We start from the raw sequence: 19,195 nt of genomic DNA on the forward strand, positions 1-19,195 counted from the left end.
CAGGGGGACGGGGCCGCGCGTGCCCCGTCCTCCTTCACGCCTGGCCTTCCGGAGCCCCCATGCCGAGCAAACCCCGCCGCACGGGCCACGTCCGCGCGCAGCCCCTCATCGCGGTGCGCGACGTCGAAGCGAGCAGCCGGTGGTACCAGGAGGTGCTCGGCTGCGAGAGCGGGCACGGCGGCCCTGAGTACGAGATGCTGCTGAACAACGGCGAGCTCGTGCTCCAGTTGCACGCGTGGGACCTGGATGAGCACGCGAACCTGATGGGGCCGGACTCGGCGCCGAGGGGACACGGCGTGCTGCTGTGGTTCGAGACCACGGACTTCGACGCGTGCGTGGATGCGGCGCGGGCGCTGAAGGTGGAGTGGGTGGAGGCGCCGCACGTGAACCTGAACTCGCGCCGCTGGGAGTTCTGGGTGAAGGACCCGGACGGCTACGTCGTCGTGGTCGCGGCGGAGTCGCGCGCGCGGCGTTCCTGATGCTCGACGGGCCCCGAACCCGGAGCGTGCTTGTGCTACACCCGGGGTGCGCCCTGTGAGGACCCCATGCACGCGTTGGCTCTGGCTCTCTTCTTCTGCTTCCAGGCTCCCGAGACGAAAGAGCCCCCGCGCTACAGCGCCGAGCTCCAGGCCGTGCACGACCAGGCCGACGCCGCGCTGAACCCCACGAGTCTCAACTTCATCGAGGCGCGGGAGCACGTCCAGCGGCTCCTCAAGGAGGCTCCGGAGAATCCCCAGACGCACTTCCTGCTGGGGCGCATGCACATCCTGCAGGGCCAATACGAGGAGGCCCTTCGCGCCGTGGAGCGTGCGCTGGAGCTGGGCATCGACGGGGAGTCCCGCACCGAGGCCCTGACCCTGCGGGATGGCTTGCGGCGCCAGCTGGCCGAGCTCGACGGGGCCCGGAGCATGATGTCCGAGCGAATCCAGAAGGACCCCAATGACTTCGAGGCCCAGAAGGCGCTCGCGCTGTTCGCCTACGGGAAGCATGACCTCGTGACCGCCCGGACGCATGCGGTGCGCTTCACCGAGCTGCGGCCCGAAGACGGGGACGGCCACGCGCTGCTCGGCGCCATCCTCCTGGACCTGGGCGATGAGGACGGCGCCCGCGAACAGGCGCGACGGGCCCGCGCCATCGGCGACTCCAACCAGGTGCTGAGCCTCGAGGCGCGCCTCCAGGCGCTGAACCAGAAGAGGCTCTTCGTCGCCGTGCCCCTCGGCCTGGTGGCCTTCCTGGGCCTGGCGCTCGGCGCCTACTGGAAGTTCCGCCGCCGCGCCCGCATCGCTGTCTCGGGGTGAGTCCCGGGGTGGACCGGGCTGCCCGGAGCGGGCGAGGCGCACGCATGCGTGTCCGCGCGCTTCACCCGGGCAGTGCTTGTCCGCCGGACCGGCGGCACGGTGGGGCGCCTCAGCGGCCCGTCTTGATGCCCAGCGATGAGCCGGACGGTGGCTTCTTGGGCTGCGTGGATGGCCGAGGCGCCCGCTTCTGGAGCGCCACCACCACCGACGGCGCGTCCGCCGCGGACACCTGCCGCGTCACCGGCTCATAGCCATTGAGCGCGAGCGTCACCGCCACCGACGGCTCGCCGGGCACCAGCGGCAGCGCCATCGGTGTGAGGCCGCGCTCCTCGCCCGCCACCTGCACCGAGGCGCCGGGCGGCTCGCTCGTCACCGTCAGGCGCACCGGCTGGGGCGCGGTGTCCGCCGGCGCCGTGGGACGCGCGGGCGCCGGCGTGTGGCCCTGCATGTCCTCGGGCGCCCGTGTGGCCATGACGGGAGGCGGCGTCACCGCGCCGGAGCCGCGCATCAGCACCACCGCCGCGCCACCCGCCACCAGCGCCACGCCGCCCACGACGAAGGGCAGCCACGGACGGCGCTTCGGAGGCTCCGGCATCAGGGCCGCGGTGTTGCGCGTCTTCTCCGGCTCCACGCGCGTGGGCGGACGGGACGGCGGCCCCACCAGCTTCGACGCGCGCGACGCGGCCTGTCCTCGCGCACCCGACGTGGGCATCCCGTCCCGCGAGGAGTTGGACTGCGAGTCCAGGTCCACGTCCTCGGCCAGCTGGTCCAGCTTCGCGGGGTCCGCCTCCGCGGCGATGCGCTCCGCGTACAGCTCCCGCAGGTACGCGGCCAGGTGCGCGCTGCTGGACGGCAGCCGCAGGTTGAGCGCCCAGTCCTCCAGCGCCAGCCGGAACGCGGCGCAGTCCGCGTAGCGGCCGTCCGGCGTGGGCGCCAGGGCCTTGAGCACGATTTCGTCCAGGCCCGGCGGCACCTTGGGGGTGAGCTGCGACGGCGGCGGCACCTGGCAGTCGCGCACCAGCCGCAGCGTCATCAGGTCCGTGTCGCCCTTGAAGAGGCGCTTGCCGGTGAGCAGCTCCCACATCACGACACCGAGCGCGAACTGGTCGCTCCGGCCGTCCACCGCCATGCCGTTGGCCTGCTCCGGCGACATGTACGGGTACTTGCCCTTGAGCACGCCCGTCGCCGTCTGCTGTCCGCTGGTGGCCGCCTTCGCCACGCCGAAGTCGATGACCTTCACGCCCCCGTCGAACCCGACGAGCACGTTCTGCGGAGACACGTCGCGGTGCACCAGCTTCAGCGGCTGGCCGTGCCCGTCACGCGCACCGTGCGCGTAGGACAGCCCCGCCGCCGCGTCCGCGATGATGCGCACCACCAGTCCCACCGGCAGCGGGCGCTCCTGCTTGCGCGCGAAGCGGTCCAGGCGCCGCACGTCCTCGCCCTGCACGTACTCCATGGCCAGGCAGTGCCGGCCCTCAATCTCCGTGAGGTCCAGGATGGTGATGAGGTTCGGGTGGGAGAGCCGCGCCACCAGCCGCGCCTCCTCCAGGAACATCTCCAGGAACTCTTCGTCCTCGGCCAGGTGCGGCAAGATGAGCTTGAGGACGACAAGGCGCTCGAAGCCCGTCCCGTGCTCCCGGGCGAGGAACACCTGTCCCATTCCGCCCGACGCGATTTTTCGAAGCAGCTCGTATTTCCCGAAGACCACCGCCATGGGTGTCCGAGAGGATACCTCTCTTTCTCACCGGGCGGGAAACAGCCGACTTCCAAAAAGACCAAGGACCTGTCAGCCGGGAAGCAGCCCGCCTTCCTACCCGTGGAGGTGGCAGGCGGGCTACTGACGTCTAGGCCTTCATCTTGTACCCGGAGCGAAGGACCGCGTACGTGACGGCGGTGGCGACGGCGGCGGTGAGGGCGAGGATGCCGCCACCCACCCAGGGTGAAAACAGGCTGCTGCCGAGCATGCCGTAGCGCAGCCCCTCCACCATGTAGACCATGGGGTTGAAGAGGCTGATGTGGTTCCACGGCGAGGGCAGCTCGCGCACCGAGTAGAAGACGCCGCCCAGGAACGTGAGGGGCAGCATCACGAAGGTGGGGAAGAAGTTGATCTGCTCGAACTTCTCCGCCCAGACGGCGGCGAGCATGCCCAGCACGCTGAACACGTAGCTGGCCAGCAGGAGGAAGTAGAGCGTGGCCAGCGGGTGCTCCAGGCTGAAGCCGGAGAACACCGCCGCGACAATCCACGTGAGCAGGCCCACCACCAGGCCGCGCACCATGGCGCCGCCGATGAAGCCCACCATCAGCTCACCGGGGCCCAGCGGCGCCACCAGCAGGTCCACCACCGTGCCCTGAATCTTGGTGATGAACAGCGACGAGGAGCTGTTGAGGAACGCGTTGTTGGCGATGCCCAGGAACACGAGGCCCGGCACGATGAAGTGCAGGTATGGGTGGCCCTCCACCTCGTGGACGCGGCCCGAAATCGAGTAGCCGAAGACGATGAAGTACAGCGTGGTGCTGATGAGGGGCGACAGGACGGTCTGGCCCGGCACGCGCATGAAGCGCCGGACCTCCTTCGCGAACAGCGTCTGCATCCCGAGGACGTTCATGGGGTGTTTTTTCGAAGGAGCGGGGTTCAGGCGGCCTGCGAGGGGCGGCCGCGAAGGATTTCAATGAGCACGTCTTCCAGTCGCGAGCGGCGCGTCTCCACCTCCGCGATGGGCAGCCCGTCCGCGTAGAGCGAGCGGAGCAGCTCACCGGAGGGCGCGCAGTTGTCGCGCTCCACGTAGGTGAGCGTGCGGCCGTCAGCGGAGAGGTTCGCGGAGAAGCGCGTGCCCGCGGCGGGCATGGCGGCCTGGGGTTCGGAGAAGGTGACGACGAGGCGCTTCTCGCCGAAGCGGCGCAGCAGCGCGGCCTTGTCCTCGGTCATGAGGAGGCGGCCCTCGTTGATGATGCCCACGCGGTCCGCCAGCTCCTCGGCCTCTTCGAGGTAGTGCGTGGTGAGGACGATGGTGGTGCCCTCGCTGGCGATCTTCTTCACGTATGTCCACAGGTCGCGGCGCAGCTCCACGTCCACGCCGGCGGTGGGCTCGTCCAGGAACACGAGCTTGGGCTTGTGCACCAGCGCCTTGGCGATGAGCAGCCGGCGCTTCATGCCGCCGGACAGGGCGCGCGTGAGCGAGTCCTTCTTGGCCTGGAGGTTCAGGGCGGTGAGGACCTCATCGACGCGCGCGTCGTCGCGGGGCTGGCCGTAGTAGCCCAGCTGGATGCGCAGGGACTCGGCGACGGAGAAGAACGGGTCGAAGTTGATCTCCTGCGGGACGAGGCCCACCTGGTAGCGGGGCCCGTTGGGGTCCTGGTCCAGGTCCTTGCCGAAGACCTTCACGGTGCCGGCGGACTTCTTCACCAGGCCGCACACACTGCCGATGAGGGTCGTCTTTCCGGCGCCGTTGGGGCCCAGCAGGGCGAAGATTTCACCGGGGCGGATGCTGAGGTCCACGGCGTGGAGGGCGGTGAACTTTCCGTAGGCCTTGGAGAGGCCCTTCAGCTCCAGGGCGGGGGGCATGGGCTCGGACATGGGGCGCTTCCTCTAACACCTTCGAAATGGGTTCGCTGGTCAGCGTGCAGGCGTTTTCGCTCCTGGACGCGTGACGCGTCCCGTCCAACCGGACACGGGGCGGGTGCAGGCGCCTTGAGCCGGATGGGGCTCCCTGCTATCCGCTGGCCCCGCTCACGTCTTTCCGGCGAATCCCAGGAGGCCTTCCGCCATGGCCCAGAATTTCATCTTCACGATGCAGGACCTGCGCAAGGTCAAGAACGGCAAGGACATCCTCAAAGGCATCTACCTGTCCTTCTTTCCGGGCGCGAAGATTGGCGTGATTGGCCCCAACGGCTCCGGCAAGTCCACGCTCCTGCGCATCATGGCGGGGGTGGACACGGAGTTCTTCGGCATCGCGAAGCCGGACCCCACGGTGAAGGTGGGCTACCTGGCGCAGGAGCCGCAGCTCGACCCGAAGCTGGACGTGAAGGGGAACGTGGAGCTGGGCCTGAAGGAGATCCGTCAGGCGCTGGACCGCTTCAATGAGGTGAGCGCGAAGTTCGCGGAGCCCATGGACGACGCGGCGATGGAGAAGCTGCTCGCCGAGCAGGCGAAGCTGCAGGACTTCATCGACGCGACGAACGGCTGGGAGCTGGACCGCACGCTGGAGATGGCGATGGACGCCCTGCGGCTGCCGCCGGGCGACGCGGATGTGACGAAGCTGTCCGGCGGTGAGAAGCGCCGCGTGGCGCTCTGCCGCATCCTGCTGGAGAAGCCGGACCTGCTGCTCCTGGACGAGCCCACCAACCACCTGGACGCGGAGAGCGTCGCGTGGCTGGAGCAGGCGCTGAAGGCATACACGGGGACCATCGTGTGCATCACGCACGACCGGTACTTCCTGGACAACGTGGCGGAGTGGATTCTGGAGCTGGACCGCGGCGAGGGGGTGCCCTGGAAGGGGAACTACTCCAGCTGGCTGGACCAGAAGCAGAAGCGGCTGGAGCTGGAGGAGAAGTCGGAGAGCCACCGTCAGAAGACGCTCAAGCGCGAGCTGGAGTGGGTGCGGGCGTCTCCGAAGGCGCGTCAGGCGAAGAGCAAGGCGCGCATCGCGGCGTACGAGGACCTGCTCAACCAGTCTCAGGAGAAGCGCGAGCCGACGGGCGAGGTGGTGATTCCCCCGGGCGAGAAGCTGGGCGGTCTGGTGGTGGAGGCGAAGGGGCTGCGCAAGGCGTACGGGGACCGGCTGCTCATCGACGACCTGAGCTTCAAGCTGCCGCCGGGCGGCATCGTGGGCGTGATTGGTCCGAACGGCGCGGGCAAGACGACGCTGTTCCGGATGCTGACGGGCGCGGAGAAGCCGGACGCGGGCGAGTTGCGCGTGGGCGAGACCGTGAAGATGGCCTACGTGGACCAGAGCCGCGACGCGCTGAACGGTGAAAACACGGTGTTCCAGGAGGTGAGTGGTGGCCTGGATCACCTGGACCTGGGCCGCGCGGGCCAGATGCCCAGCCGCGCGTACCTGGCGGGCTTCGCGTTCAAGGGGCAGGACCAGCAGAAGCGGGTGAAGGACCTGTCCGGCGGCGAGCGCAACCGCGTGCACCTGGCGAAGATGCTGAAGGAGGGCGGCAACCTGCTCTTGTTGGACGAGCCCACGAACGACCTGGACGTGGAGACGCTGCGCAGCCTGGAGGACGCGCTCTTGAGCTTCGCGGGCTGCGCGGTGGTCATCAGCCACGACCGCTGGTTCCTGGACCGCATCGCCACGCACATCCTGGCGTTCGAGGGTGACAGCAAGGCGTTCTTCTTCGAGGGCAACTTCGAGGACTACGAAGCGGACAAGAAGAAGCGCCTGGGCCCGGACGCGCTGGAGCCGCACCGCATCCGGTACCGCCCGCTGACGAAGAGCTGAGGCACCGCGGTGTTGCTGTGCTCCGCCCTGTGAGTGGTTCCGGGGCGGAGGTGTCGTCGCTGGCCGAGGTGCGGACGGTTGCGCTGGAACCCTCCGCCCCAGTGACTCCCTATTGGGGCCCGGGTGTCACATGTCGTGCTTGTTCAGGTCGAGCACGAGCATCGTCTCAATGCTTCTTCAGACTACTGCGCGGCAAGCCATGACCGCGACTGGCTCGTGCGTGGAGGCTGCCTCCGAACTGGGCAGGACCTGGCCAAAGGCATCGGGTCCAGGCTCCGCGGAGACTTGACTGTCGCTCGTTCGTGGACGCACCGCAGTCGTCCTCCACCCAGCTCTGCATGCGAACTGCGTGAAGCCGTGCGTCGCAGGCGCGCCGCGCCTTCCCTGTCCATCGAGCGTCAGAGATGCGGGAACGGTGGCGTCCACGAAACGAGATGGGCATCTACAGTCCAGCCTGTAGGGCCGGGACGGCGCTCGGAACAACGCAGCTTCGGGCATTGGCTCATGTCTTGCTGACAACTTCCCGTGTTCCTGGGAGGCGCCAGGAAGGCTCGGTGTATCGACCTTCATTACGCACCGACTGAGTCCTGAGCCAAGCACAGGCTTTGGGATCTAGAGCACATCTCATAACCGTGCTCGGAGCACTCGACGGGAGGCCAGCGGTTTGATCTACCGTTGGAATGCTGTTGACCAACGAGCAGTGGAGCGCCATCGAGCCGCTCATTCCTGAAGGCGAGCGCCGCCCCCCAGGCAAGCGGGGTGGGCGTCCGTGGGCTTCAGCCCGGCAGGTCCTGGACGGCGTGCTCTGGGTGCTTCGGACGGGGGCGCCGTGGGCGGACCTGCCTCGCCGCTTTCCTCCGTACCAGACCTGCCACCGGCGCTTTCAGCGCTGGGTGGAAGCGGGCGTGCTCCCGCGCATTCTCGCGGCGCTGAGACGAGACCTCGAGCAACGCGGCGGCATCGAGGACGTGGAGGGCTTCATCGACGGCACCTACGTGCCGGCGAAAAAAGGGGGGCCTGCGTCGGCAGGAGCCGTGCGGGGAACACCACGAAACTCATGGCGCTTGCAGACGGCGATGGTCTTCCACTCGCTGTCCATATTGCAGGCGGAAACCGATTCGACAGTGTGCTCACCGAAGGAACTCTCGACGCTGCTTTCGTGGAGAGCCTTCCTCCCCGACTGATTACCGACAAGGCGTGGGATGGGCGTGCCCTGCAACTGCGCTTGAAGCAAGAGCGCGGCATCGAACTCATCGCGCCGAAGAGGAAGAACAGCCGACGCCATCAGGATGGCCGCATGTTGCGGCGCTACAAGCGACGCTGGAAGGTCGAGCGCCTCTTCGCGTGGCTCAAGCGCTGGCGCCGCATCGCAACGCGCTGGGAGCGGAAAGCCGAGAACTTCCTCGGCTTCGTCCAGCTCGGCTGCGTCATCCTTCTCCTCAGGTGGCTTCACCCGAAGACTCGGTTATGAGATGTGCTCTAGCGTGACGTCCCTGGATGACGCGAAGCTGGTGCCGTCGGGGCACTACACGAATGACGTGGGCGAGAGTTCCGCGCCCTACCGTTCCAGCGTGACGTCCTTGCTGAACACTGTCTCGGGAGCGCTGAACTCTGAGAAGTTCTCCTGCGGCATCGATGTGACATGCCACCTCGCCAGGGCGGGTGCGAACTGGCACCTCGGTAACCTGCTTGAGGCTTCTCAGACCTACGATCACTATGCTCCCGTCAGCTCGTTCGCCGCGACCTCTCTGACTGTCAATCACTTCATCCCATTCGTGGACGCGGGGGAGAGCGTCAACAAGGTGAAGCCTGGATGCACTTCTGGCGGTTTTGGACAGTGCGCCTCGGGAATCGCAAAGGCTGGTGGCCATACATTGTTGGCGGGTGCGGCAATCTACGGAATGGCGTCCACCGTTGGCGGCGTTGTCTCGAAAGGAACATCTCTCCTTTCGAAGGGAGCAGTAAAAGACGTTGCCAAAGGCGTGACAGAGTTTACTGCTCATGTACAGGGAGGGGGCGGTGTCATGGCGCAGCTTGGAGAAGACGGCTTTGTTGATCTATGGATCAAGAAGGCTCCTGGAACTCCGAGTGGTGGTCAAATGTTCCGGGAGGCTCTTGCCGCCTTCGGTGAGCGAGTCAAAGGGGTGCGAGGGACATGGATCAACTCCGCGGATATGGGAGATAAATTCAGGGCGTTCAAGCTGGCCGAGAGAGGATTGCTGTCGCCAGAGGATGCTGCACAATCTGGGACATTTACGGGAAAGATGTCTCTGAAGGCAGGGTTCAACAAAGTGCGGGTGTTGCTTAACGATGTTGACAAGGTGGTTGTGGAGTTTACCCAATGAACGACGAGGAGGTTTTGAACGCGCTTCGCGTGAAAGAAAAGCTGCTGACCCCTGTGGAACTCGCAGAACTGCTGGGAAGCATGCTTGAGGGTGGGGTCTCTCACAGTGCGATTGTTTCGTATTTCAAGAGAGCATTCCCATCCATCCCTCTGAGGGTCTTGCTGGAGTCAGGACTGTGGTGGAGAGTCGGAAAGGGAAGGCTTAGCGACCAAGGCTTTAATGAGCTCTTGAGGCCTTGGGTGGGACGGGTGGTTGACACGTGACCACTGCTCGCACTGGTGAGGACATCAGGTCGTCCAACAGGCCCTGACTAAAGGGCGGACCGGGCTGGTCAGGGGCGAGGGGCGTCTCCGGTGTCCCAAGGAACTCAGCCGCTCCGGTCGCCTCAGCGCTTCTTGAACGTGTCCCTCCGCGCGGCCCACCAGTCGCGCCACTCCTGCATTGCTGCCTCCCTTTCGGCCCGCGGACCCGCGGGCTGGAAGTGGAGTCAGGTGGACGTCGCGTCCCTCAGGCACATCTCCGCCAGGAAGCGTGTGCGGACGTCCTCGCTCTCCAACAGGTCGATGAGCTCCGGGATGGTGTGCCTTCCCATCGCCTCCCTCGCCCGTGCGAACTGCTTGGAATCCTCGTAACCGTCCGGCCAGTGACGTGCCGGAAGGATTGAAGACGGACCACGACCGTGCTCAGCGAGCGCCGCGAGGAGCGAGTTGGTCAGGGACTGGGCTGGAGGGGTGACTCGGGCGGGTCAGCGGCGCGTCGCCGCATCCACTCGTGAGGTAGCAACTCACCGATGCGCGAGTACGGGTGCGTCTGGACGCGCAACAGGACATCCGCGAGGTAGGCCTCGGGATTGACCTGGTTGGCCTCGCAGGTGGCGACGAGAGCGTAGAGGCCGGCGAGGTTCTGCCCTGCGGCCTCGTGGCCGACGAAGAGGAAATTCTTCCGGCCCAGGGCGGCCTTGCGCAGCGCCGCCTCGGAGCGGTTGTTGTCCAAGGGCAGACGCGCGTCAGAGACGAAACGCGCCAGGGCGTCCCACTGCTTGAGCGCGTAGGAAAGGGCCTGGCCCATGGGGCCCCTGGGCAGGTGGCGTGGGGCCTGGGATTCCATCCACGCACGCAGCGCAGTGAGGACGGGGAGACTTTGCTGCTGGCGCAGCGCTTGGTGCGCGTCCGTGCGCACGACGCCCGCGTCGCGGGCCAGCGCCTCCACCCGGTAGAGGGCCAGAATGAAGTCCAAGGCCTCGCGGGCCTCGGGCGCGGTGGGCAGCGCGTCGAAGAAGCGACGCCGCACATGCGCCCAACACCCGACGCGGACGCGCCCTTCGGGCAGCGTCACCGCGTTGTAGCCGGTATAGGCATCCACGACGAGGGCGCCCCGGGTGCCGCCCAGCACGTCCTCGGGCGTCGTGCTGGCCCGGCCGAGGCTGAAGCGGTAGCCGATGAGCCACTCGCCCGTGGGCGTCTGGGTGAGGAAGGTCCAGAGGTAGCCCTGGCGTGTCTTCTTCACGTCCAGCACGCGCATGGGCGTCTCGTCGGCCCACACCACGTCCGCGGACGCAATGCACTGCAGGAGGTGCTGCGAAAGAGGAAGCAGCACCGAGGCGGCCTGGTGGAAGAGGTCCGTCAGCGTGCTGCGACTCATGGGCACGCCGCCTCTCTCCACCCGCTGGGCCAGCCGGTGCAGGGGCATGGCGTCCGCGCACTTGGACGTCACCACGTGGGAGAGGAAGCCCGGGCCGTACTCGCCCCTGTCCACCACCCGGGCCGGAGGCGGGGCGGTGACGACGCCCCGGCCGCACGCGCACGCCAGCACCTCCTGCACGTGCACCTGCTTCTCGAAGCGGGCGGGCACGTACTCGTACACCACCGAGGTTTTGCCCTTGCCCAGGGGCCTCAAGTCCTCGCTGCCGCACGCCGGGCAGTGGCGCTCCTCGGCCGGCACCGCGTGGCGAATCTCCCGCGCCGGGGCCCCCTCGGCCTTGCGGGCGGCTCTCTCTTGCCGCTTCTCTTTCGCGGCCTCGGCCTGGGCCGCCGTCGAGTCCGTGGCTCCACGCAACTCGGCGGCCACCGTCGGCAGCTTCTCCGTCCTCCTGCCGAAGACGTGACGCTCCAGCGCCGCCATCTTCGCCTCCAGCGACGTCAGGCGCTCCTTGAGCTCTTCGGCCTCTTCGCGCCAGGGGCAGAAGTGGTCTTGGGGAAGCTCACGGGGCACCGGGCTTCAACACCCCGCCGCCGCGCCGTGTCCCGGGCCGGGCACGTCAGGTGCCCGGACGCCCGGGAGGCGTCCAGGCGGGCTGGCGCCTCACCTGGGCCACGTCGATGCCGTCCAGCAGCATGGCCAACTGCGTGGCGTCCAGCGTCACCGCCTGCGCGCCCGCGTCCACCGGCGGCAGCCGGAAGCGGCCCGTCTCCAGCCGCTTGTACAGCAGCACGAAGCCGCCCCGGCTCCACGTCAGTACCTTGATGCGGTCGCCCCGCCTGGAGACGAAGGCGAAGAGGTGCCCCGAGTAGACGTCCTCGCCCCATGCCGTGCGCACCAGCGCCATGAGGCCGTCAATCGACTTGCGCATGTCCACCGGCTCCATCGCCAGCACCACGCGCACCGACGCAGGCAGGGCGAACATCGCTTCAGCGCCCCAACGCGGCGACGAGCCGGGCCACGTAACCGACGTCGGTACCTACCGCGAATCGCACCCGCGCTCCGCTCGTGGCCACCACCACCAGGGACTCCGGCGCCGCGGGGGCGCTCGCCACTCGCACCGGCAACAGCCGCACGGCTTCCGCTCGCGATGGAGCGGACCGCCGATGCCGGTACACCCACGACTGCAACGTGCTCAGCCGCATGCCGTGCGCCAACGCGAACTCCCGCTGCGTCTGCCCGCTCGCCTCAAAGGCCTCCGCGATGCGCGCCCACTCCGGCTTCTCCACCTGCTTCGCCATGCCCAGCAGCGTCCGCCGCGCCCCGCTACCCCGGCAATCCCTCACGGCACGTCGTTGGCCGGACGGTTACGAATCCTCCGCCATGACGCGAGTGTTCCCACTCCGGGCCTCCCGCGCGAGCCCCGCTGGTAGACACTGTTCCCCACCGGGCTTCTAGGGCGCGGGCGGGGCCGCTATGGTCCCTCCCCAGCGGAGGACTCGCCCGCCAGGAGCCATGAACTTCGTCTTCATCTCCCCTCACTTCCCCTCCCAGTACTTCCACTTCGCCACCGCGCTGCGCGAGCGTGGCGTGACCGTCCTGGGCATCGGCGACACTCCCTACGAGTCCCTGCGCCACGAACTGCGCGAAGCCCTGCGCGAATACTTCTTCGTCCCCAGCCTCAATGACTCGGACGCCCTGCTGCGCGCCACCGGCTACCTCACCTGGCGCCATGGCCGCATCGACCGCATCGAGTCCCTCAACGAGTCCTGGCTGGAAGTCGAAGCCCGCCTGCGCGAGGACTTCCACGTGTCCGGCCTCCAGCCCTCGGACATCCTCAAGCTGCGCTCCAAGTCCGGCATGGCCGAGGTCTTCCATGCCTCCGGCGTCCCCCACCCGGACCTGCTGCGCGTGCGCGACGCGGAGCAGGTGAAGACCTTCGCCGCCCGCGTGGGCTACCCGCTCGTGCTCAAGCCCGACGTGGGCGTGGGCGCTGCCCATACCTTCAAGGTCGCCAGCGACGCGGAGGTGGACGCGGCGCTCGCCCACCCGCTGCCCACGTCCTATGTCGCGCAGCCCTTCGTGCGCGGCACCATCGTCACCTACGACGGCATCGTGGACCGCCACGGCGTCATCGTCTTCAACCTCAGCCACGAGTACAGCGATGGCGGCATGGAGACCGTCACCGAACAGCGCGACATCTCCTTCTGGAGCCTTCAGCACATCCCCGCCGCGCTCGACGTGCTGGGCCGTCAGGTCGTCGCAGCGTTCGGCCTGCGCGAGCGCTGGTTCCACCTGGAGTTCTTCCGCCTGCCTGATGGCCGCTTCGTCGTGCTGGAGGCCAACCTCCGCCCGCCCGGCGGCTTCATGACGGACATGATGAACTACACGTGCGACATCGACGTGTACCGGCTCTATGCCCGCGTCGTGACGGGCGACCCGGTGGCGGACTTCCAGTACACGCCGCGCCACCACGTCTGTCATAGCGCCCGCCGTCACGCGCGCCGCTACCGCCACACGCATCAGCAGATCGTGGAGCGCCTGGGCAGCTCCCTGCTCGTGCACCGCGAGCTGCCGCCCATCTACCACTCGCTCCTGGGCGAGGAGATGTACCTCACGCGCCACCCGGACATGGAATCCATGCGGGAGGCGGTGCGCTTCATCCAGGCGACGTGAGCCTCACGGCTCCTGCTCCCAGGTGAGCGCGTACTCGGTGCGCTCCCCGTCGTCGTACAGCTTCGTCGCGCGAGGCGCCTTCGCGCCGCCCACTGCCAGCAGGGACTCGAAGAGGGCCTCCGCGTAGCCGGGCCCCCTGAGGCTCGAGTTGAAGTGCAGCTCGAAGTGCGCGGGGCCGCGCTCCACGAGCGTCACCTCCGTGTAGTTGTCCGTGGCGCGCAGCACCTCTGGAATGCGGTGCACCACGCGCCGGGGGCCCAGCATGCGCACCACGCCCATCACCCCGCGCCCCAGCAACGTGGCCCCGTAGCCCTCCACGTGCGCCCGGGCGAGCCGGGCATAACCCTCCGCCAGAGGCAGGCCCGGGTACACCTCTTCGACGATGATCTCCAGGCACCGCGCCCAGAGCGGCACGGGGTAGAGCGGCAACAGCGGCCGGTCGAGGTCCACGCCCGCCTGCTTCAGCCGTTCCCGCAGGCGGGGGGACACCTGACCTCTCAGGCCGTGCTGGAGCAGGCCTTCCACGACCTGCACGTAGACCTGCCGCTGTTCGGGCGGCACCGAGCGGGGCCGGCGCGTCACGGAAGAAGACTCACCCGAGCAGCCACTGCATGGCGGCCGGAAGCCGGCGCTGCCAGTCCTTCTCGTGGTGCTCCCCGCCGGGCTCCAGCACGAGTGACACCTCGTGGTCCGCGTAGCCCAGGCGCTTGAGGTGCTGGAAGAAGTCGCGCGTACCCTGGCCGTAGTTCAGCGGCAGGCCGCCTGCGTGGATGAACTCGGAGTCGCCCGCGTCCAGGTAGATGCGCGTCCAGCGGCGGCTGTGCTCGCGCCACGCGTCGAACAGGCGGCCCTGGCTCCACATCACCGTGGGCGACAGCGCGCCGATGCGTCCGAACACCTGCGGGAACTTCCACCCCAGGTACAGCGAGATGAGCCCGCCCAGCGACGAGCCCATCGCGCCGGTCCACTCGCTGCCCTGGCGCGTGCGGTACGTCCGGTCGATGTATGGCTTGAGCTCCTCCACGAGGAAGCGCCCGTAGGCCTCGCCACGCGCGGACACGCCGTTGCGCGGCTCGTCCCACGGCGAGTACTCCTGGAAGCGGCCGGGACCGGAGTCCACCGCGACGATGATCCACGGCTCCATCCGCCCCGCCTGGACGTTCTCCTCCGCGACGCGGTTGGCGCACCACGTGTCGAAGACGGCGGACTCCGGATGCGCGAAGACGTTCTGCCCGTCGTGCATGTAGAGCACCGGGAAGCGGTGGGTCTGCCAGGCGTCGTAGGAGTCCGGCGTGTAGATGCGGACGGTGCGGTTGAACCCCTCCTGGGGAGAGGGGAAGTGGCGAAGGATGTGGACGTAGCCCATGCGCTGTTTCTGGGGCCGGACGGGGCCGGCCTCGCGAAGATGTGGCCGCAGCATAGCCGCACCGGCCCACGCCCACGTGACGCACGCGAGACCGCCGTCCCTCGCCTGGACCCCGAGTCCCGAGAAGGGATGGGCCCCATGTCGTGACTTCTCTGTAGGGAAGGGTGGTCCCGCTCGTGCAGAGGGCCCGCCGCGTGCGTTCCGTCCTCGTCTGCGTGTGGCTGTTCCTGCTGGGGGTGCCCTTCACGGTGCTCGCCGCGTCCTATGAGGTCGACCCCGAGGACACGGGGGAGCAGGCACTCTTCGCGTTGAGGGAGGACGGCGCCATCACTGCGGAGACGCTGTCCGCGCTGCTGGTGCTGCGGCGCTCGGGCGTGGATCCGGCGCATGCGTCGCGCGCCGGGCTGTATGCCTTGCCGGGACTGACGTACGCGCGCGTGGATGGGGTCGCGGCTTCTGGAGGGCTGACTCCGGAGGAGCGGCGACGGCTGGCCCCCTTCCTGACGACCTCGGCGCCGGAGCGGGTGACGGGGGATGCGAGGCTTTTGACGGCATTCGCCGCGTCGGAGCCGGTGCTGCCTCCACTGGCGCTCCAGGTGCGCGTCGCGGGTCCCCAGGGCTGGCGCGTGGGACTGCTCACTTCGCTGACGCGGCGACGGTTGGGCGCGGTGCATCGGGATGCGAACCGGCGGGCGCTGGTGGCGGAGGCGCCCGGTGTGTCGGTGGTCGTGCCCAAGTTCCACGGTCAGTGGACGGGCGAGCGGGCTTCCGTGCTGGTGGGCTCATACCGGCTGGGCTTCGGTCAGCGCCTCACGTTGGACACGACCGGGTTGCCCACACCGGAGGGTTTCCTGCCCGACGACACCGTGCGCGTGCCGGGTGATGTGGAGCGCTGGTGCTTTCTGGGAGAAGGGGCCTGCGCGCCCGAGGAGCGCGATGCGGAGGTGATGCAGGACTTTCAGTGGGACGAAGGCTTCCGGGGCGTGGTGGGGACGGTGCGGACGTCCGCGGGGGTGTCGGTGACGGGTTTCGGTTCGTACCAGTCCCGTTCGCTGATCTCGCATGCCCTGATGGAGCGGACGTCGTGTCAGGGCATGGCCTGCAAGGCGCCAGCGGTGTGGCTCGCGGGAGCAGGGGCACCCATGGGCCGTGTGGTGTCTCGCAAGCTGCCCGGCGTGTTCCATGAGTGGGCGGGCGGTGGCCATGTGGCGATGGGCTGGGGCTCGCGGACGCAGGTCGGAATGACGGCCTGGGGGGCGCGGCCGGTGTGGAGCGTGGAGGGCGCGATGCTCGATTTCCGCTCTACGGCGGGCTACCCGGCGGGCGGCGCATTCGGCGCGGTGGGCATCGACGGTGCGTGGGGCCTGGGCCCCGTGGACCTCTTCGTGGAGGCGGCTCGGACCTTCGATGCGGCGCCGGGCGGAGGTGGTGGTTACGGCGCGCTACAGCGCACGGTGGTCGCGGGCGCATCGAACGAACTGGAGCTGTCACTGCGTGCCTACGGGCGCGGCTTCGCCAATCCCTACACGGGGGCCATGTCGGGCCCGGATGAGTTGGAGGGCTTGCGGGCCCGGAACGAAGTGGGCGCGCGTCTGCGCTATCTGCATCGGTGGGAGGGCGTGCTGCGGCTGCGCGGGGAGGTCGATGCGTGGACGCTGCCTTCCGACGGCGCGGTGGTGGGGAGCGCTGGTACGGTGAACCTGCGGGCCTCGGCTCGGGTGGACTGGCGGCCGCATGCGCTGTTCCAGCCGTCATTGTGGGGCGAGTACCGGGACAAGGACGTCGGCGTGGCGGGGGATTGCTTCGACGGCTCGGGGGAGGAGCCCTGTTCGGGGTCGCTCCTGCGCCTCACGGCCCGGGTGAAGGCGGAGCTCCACGATGCCGTGTCCGTGGCCGCGCAGTACGCGCATGCCCGCGTGGATGATCCGGTGAACCGCGGTGTGCGGGAGGACGCGCACGCGGTGGTGGAGGCGCAGGTCCGGCCTTGCGAAACCGTGAGGCTGCGCGGCCGCGCCGTGTGGAAGGACGAGGACCTGTCGACCCGCAACCGGCTGGAGCAGTCCTTCCGGGCCACGCTCGATGCGAGCTGGACGCTGGACGCCGTGACGACGCGGGCCCGGTACGCGTGGGTCGTCGATTTGAAGGACGCGCGAGGTGCCCGGACGCCGCCGCATGCGCCCCGGCACCTGTTCGCGCTGGAAGTGGAGACGCGGTTCTGAAGGGAGCGGGGTGTGGTGTCTCGGGCAGTGCGGGGATGGGGCGTGCGGTTGGGATTGGGGTGGGTGCTGGGATGGATGGGGGCGTGCGGACTGCCCATGTGGGAGGAGGAGCCTCCGGCGTGTGAGGCATTGCTGCCGGGGGACCTGGTCATCACGGAGTACCTCAACGATCCCGCGGGCGCGGACACGGGGAAGGAGTACGTGGAGCTCCACAACCCCACCCGCGAGACCGTGGACCTGCTGGGCGTCACGCTCTTCACCGCGCGCGATGAGGCGGCACAGGAGCGGGTCTACACCTTCACCACGGGCCTCCCGGTGGACGCGGGCGGCTTCGTCGTGCTGGGCGACGTGCGCGAGGGGGCGCTGCCCGAACACGTGGACCTGGCTTATGGCGATGCGCTCGGCGCGCTGGGGAACAGCGCGGGGCTGCTGGGCCTGCGGTGCGGGACGCGCGTGCTCGACGTGGTGTCCCTCACCGCGCCGGCGAGGTCGGGTTCTGCCCGGACCTATGACGGCCGACTCGTGCCCGACGCGGAGGACAATGACGATCCGTCGCGCTGGTGCGATGCGCCGGGCAGCCCGGGCGTCGCGAACGCGCCGTGTCCCGTGCTGCCGGATGGCGGAGTGCCCTCCGGGGACGGAGGCCGCGTCACCACGTGCCTGCCACCGGGCGCGGTCTCGCCTCGCGAGGTCCAGCCTCCGCGTCCGGGGGAGCTGATCATCACCGAGGTGATGGCCAACCCGAGAGGCGACGACACGGTGGGCGAGTGGCTGGAGGTCCGCGCCACCGTGCCCTTGGACCTCAACGGGCTGACGGTGGGGACGGACACATCCGGCACACGTCTGGAGTCGGAGCGGTGTCTGTCGCTCGCCGCTGGAGAGTTCGCGCTGCTCGCGCGCAGGCGGGAGCAAGACGTGAATGGCGGCCTGCCGGAGCCGCTGGCCACGTTCTCCGTGGACCTGCGCAACGCGGGCGGCGTGGTCGCAGTGCGCGCGGGAAACGTGCTCATCGACAGCGCGCTGTATGGCCCGGCCGTGGACGGCGTGGCCACCCAGGTGTCCGCGCCGCTCACCGACGATGCGAAGAACAACGACGTCTCCACGTCCTGGTGCGCGGCCACGGAGCCCTACGGTGACAAGGGCAACCTGGGCACGCCGGGGCGGGCCAACCGCGTGTGCACCGCGAGCGACGCGGGCACGGCGCAGGCCACCTGCATCGACCGGACGACGGGCCAGGCCCGAGCGCTCCGTACTCCCACCGTGGGCTCCCTGGTGCTCACCGAGTTCATGGCCGACCCCGCCGCCGTCCCGGATGCGCAGGGGGAATGGGTGGAGGTGCTCGCGCTGCGCGAGGTGGACCTCAACGGGGTGACGCTCGCCAACGAATCCGGCAGCTCCGTCCTGGAGTCCCCGCTGTGCCTGTCGATGAAGGCCGGAGGCTTCGCGGTCCTCGCGCGCAGTGACGACGCTTCACGCAATGGCGGGTTGCCTTCGGTGCTCGGCACGTTCGCCTTCGGTCTGGGCAACGGCGCGGGCGCGCATGTCCTCAAGCTGTCCGCGCAGGGAACCGTGCTGGACTCCGTGGCCTTCACGAGCGCCGCGAGCCCTGGCGTGTCTTCGCAGCTGGATGCACGCGTGCGGGACGCCACCGGCAACGACGCGGCCGGGGCCTTCTGTGCGACGCCTTCGGGCGTGACCTATGGCGCGGGCGACCGGGGCACCCCGGGCCGGGAGAACCGGAGGTGCGCGCCATGAGGAGGCGGGGAGTGGGGTGGCTGCTGCTGCTCGCCCTGCTGTCCGCCTGCGGCGGCGGGGAAGGGGAGTGCGGCCCGAGCACGGGCGTGGTGGCGAAGGTCATCGACGGCGACACCGTGGTGCTCCAGGACGGCGAGCGCATCCGCTACCTGCTCGTGGATACACCGGAGACCACGCGGGGCCACGACGACTGCTTCGGCGAGGAGGCCACGGCGTTCAACCGCTCGCTCGTGGAGGGCCGCACGGTGCGGCTGCGCGACGCGGAGGCGTGCACGGACCGCTACGGGCGGCGGCTCGCGTACGTGTCCGTGGACGGCCAGGACGTGAACGCGCTGCTCGTGCAGCGGGGCTATGCGTGCACGCTGTTCATCCCGCCGGCCGGTGCCTCCCGGCGCGGCGAGTTCGAGGCCCTGGAGGTGGAGGCCCGCCGCGCCCGCCGGGGCCTGTGGGGCCG

General features: G+C 69.0%; 17 protein-coding genes and 2 pseudogenes. 11 read left to right on the forward strand and 8 right to left on the reverse strand.

The annotated features are described in order from the left end of the window. Positions 1-59: 59 nt before the first annotated feature. Complete coding sequence (locus tag KYK13_RS02300; RefSeq protein ID WP_223641609.1) at positions 60-479, forward strand: VOC family protein; 420 nt, start codon at positions 60-62, stop codon at positions 477-479. A gap of 66 nt (positions 480-545) precedes the next feature. After that, complete coding sequence (locus tag KYK13_RS02305) at positions 546-1,298, forward strand: tetratricopeptide repeat protein (RefSeq protein WP_223641610.1); 753 nt, start codon at positions 546-548, stop codon at positions 1,296-1,298. Positions 1,299-1,407: 109 nt separating this feature from the next. Here the strand turns inward: KYK13_RS02305 and KYK13_RS02310 are convergent, their stop codons facing one another. The 3 genes from KYK13_RS02310 to KYK13_RS02320 all read right to left on the reverse strand — a co-directional run bounded on the left by KYK13_RS02310 (position 1,408) and on the right by KYK13_RS02320 (position 4,872). Beyond that, complete coding sequence (locus KYK13_RS02310; RefSeq protein WP_223641611.1) at positions 1,408-3,012, reverse strand: serine/threonine-protein kinase; 1,605 nt, start codon at positions 3,010-3,012, stop codon at positions 1,408-1,410. A gap of 130 nt (positions 3,013-3,142) precedes the next feature. Further along, entirely contained in the window at positions 3,143-3,904 is a 762-nt protein-coding gene (locus KYK13_RS02315; RefSeq protein WP_223641612.1) for an ABC transporter permease, read from the reverse strand. Between the two features lie 26 nt (positions 3,905-3,930). After that, positions 3,931-4,872, reverse strand: a complete 942-nt coding sequence (locus tag KYK13_RS02320; protein ID WP_223641614.1) for an ABC transporter ATP-binding protein — start codon at positions 4,870-4,872, stop codon at positions 3,931-3,933. A gap of 190 nt (positions 4,873-5,062) precedes the next feature. On the opposite strand from KYK13_RS02320, the gene ettA reads away from it, so the two are divergent. The 5 genes and pseudogenes from ettA to KYK13_RS02345 all read left to right on the forward strand — a co-directional run bounded on the left by ettA (position 5,063) and on the right by KYK13_RS02345 (position 9,350). After that, positions 5,063-6,742, forward strand: coding sequence for an energy-dependent translational throttle protein EttA (gene ettA, locus KYK13_RS02325; RefSeq protein WP_223641616.1), 1,680 nt, complete (start codon positions 5,063-5,065; stop codon positions 6,740-6,742). Positions 6,743-7,422: 680 nt separating this feature from the next. After that, positions 7,423-7,650, forward strand: a pseudogene (locus KYK13_RS02330) (transposase); the annotation flags it as partial. 149 nt (positions 7,651-7,799) lie between these two features. Then, positions 7,800-8,213, forward strand: coding sequence for an IS5 family transposase (locus KYK13_RS38775; protein WP_255654165.1), 414 nt, complete (start codon positions 7,800-7,802; stop codon positions 8,211-8,213). Between the two features lie 13 nt (positions 8,214-8,226). Continuing rightward, positions 8,227-9,087: a hypothetical protein gene (locus KYK13_RS02340; RefSeq protein WP_223641620.1), complete on the forward strand. Its 861-nt coding sequence runs from the start codon at positions 8,227-8,229 to the stop codon at positions 9,085-9,087. Continuing rightward, on the forward strand, positions 9,084-9,350 hold the full coding sequence (locus KYK13_RS02345; RefSeq protein WP_223641622.1) for a hypothetical protein: 267 nt from the start codon (positions 9,084-9,086) through the stop codon (positions 9,348-9,350). The genes KYK13_RS02340 and KYK13_RS02345 overlap by 4 nt, the downstream gene beginning before the upstream one ends. Before the next feature lie 448 nt (positions 9,351-9,798). On the opposite strand, the gene KYK13_RS02350 is transcribed toward KYK13_RS02345, so the two are convergent. Genes KYK13_RS02350 through KYK13_RS02360 form a run of 3 tightly spaced genes read right to left on the reverse strand, consistent with a single transcriptional unit; the run spans position 9,799 to position 12,026 of the window. After that, complete coding sequence (locus KYK13_RS02350; protein ID WP_223634905.1) at positions 9,799-11,298, reverse strand: IS66 family transposase; 1,500 nt, start codon at positions 11,296-11,298, stop codon at positions 9,799-9,801. Between the two features lie 46 nt (positions 11,299-11,344). Then, positions 11,345-11,710 carry an IS66 family insertion sequence element accessory protein TnpB gene (gene tnpB / locus KYK13_RS02355; protein WP_223634903.1) on the reverse strand — a complete coding sequence of 122 codons (366 nt, stop codon included), beginning with the start codon at positions 11,708-11,710 and terminating at the stop codon, positions 11,345-11,347. Positions 11,711-11,714: 4 nt separating this feature from the next. Then, on the reverse strand, positions 11,715-12,026 hold the full coding sequence (locus KYK13_RS02360; protein WP_223634902.1) for an IS66 family insertion sequence element accessory protein TnpB: 312 nt from the start codon (positions 12,024-12,026) through the stop codon (positions 11,715-11,717). A gap of 214 nt (positions 12,027-12,240) precedes the next feature. Here KYK13_RS02360 and KYK13_RS02365 point away from each other — a divergent pair, with 214 nt between their 5' ends. Further along, the gene (locus KYK13_RS02365) at positions 12,241-13,401 is read left to right on the forward strand and encodes an acetyl-CoA carboxylase biotin carboxylase subunit family protein (protein ID WP_223641624.1); all 1,161 of its coding nucleotides are present in this window, start codon (positions 12,241-12,243) and stop codon (positions 13,399-13,401) included. Positions 13,402-13,404: 3 nt separating this feature from the next. Here KYK13_RS02365 and KYK13_RS02370 read toward each other — a convergent pair whose 3' ends face one another. Together KYK13_RS02370 and KYK13_RS02375 are read right to left on the reverse strand one after the other, a co-directional pair. Continuing rightward, positions 13,405-13,983 carry a DUF2378 family protein gene (locus KYK13_RS02370; RefSeq protein ID WP_223641626.1) on the reverse strand — a complete coding sequence of 193 codons (579 nt, stop codon included), beginning with the start codon at positions 13,981-13,983 and terminating at the stop codon, positions 13,405-13,407. A 10-nt stretch (positions 13,984-13,993) separates the two neighbouring features. After that, positions 13,994-14,767, reverse strand: a complete 774-nt coding sequence (locus KYK13_RS02375) for an alpha/beta hydrolase (RefSeq protein WP_223641628.1) — start codon at positions 14,765-14,767, stop codon at positions 13,994-13,996. A gap of 194 nt (positions 14,768-14,961) precedes the next feature. Here KYK13_RS02375 and KYK13_RS02380 point away from each other — a divergent pair, with 194 nt between their 5' ends. The 3 genes and pseudogenes from KYK13_RS02380 to KYK13_RS02390 all read left to right on the forward strand — a co-directional run. Next, the gene (locus KYK13_RS02380; RefSeq protein ID WP_223641630.1) at positions 14,962-16,986 is read left to right on the forward strand and encodes a hypothetical protein; all 2,025 of its coding nucleotides are present in this window, start codon (positions 14,962-14,964) and stop codon (positions 16,984-16,986) included. Positions 16,987-17,001: 15 nt separating this feature from the next. Next, complete coding sequence (locus KYK13_RS02385) at positions 17,002-18,741, forward strand: lamin tail domain-containing protein (RefSeq protein ID WP_370645271.1); 1,740 nt, start codon at positions 17,002-17,004, stop codon at positions 18,739-18,741. Beyond that, a pseudogene (locus KYK13_RS02390) lies at positions 18,738-19,178 on the forward strand (thermonuclease family protein); the annotation flags it as partial. The gene KYK13_RS02385 and the pseudogene KYK13_RS02390, both read left to right, overlap by 4 nt. Between the last annotated feature and the right edge of the window lie 17 nt (positions 19,179-19,195).

Origin of the sequence: Corallococcus sp. EGB (assembly GCF_019968905.1) — a bacterium.
In the GTDB taxonomy this organism is placed as follows: domain Bacteria; phylum Myxococcota; class Myxococcia; order Myxococcales; family Myxococcaceae; genus Corallococcus.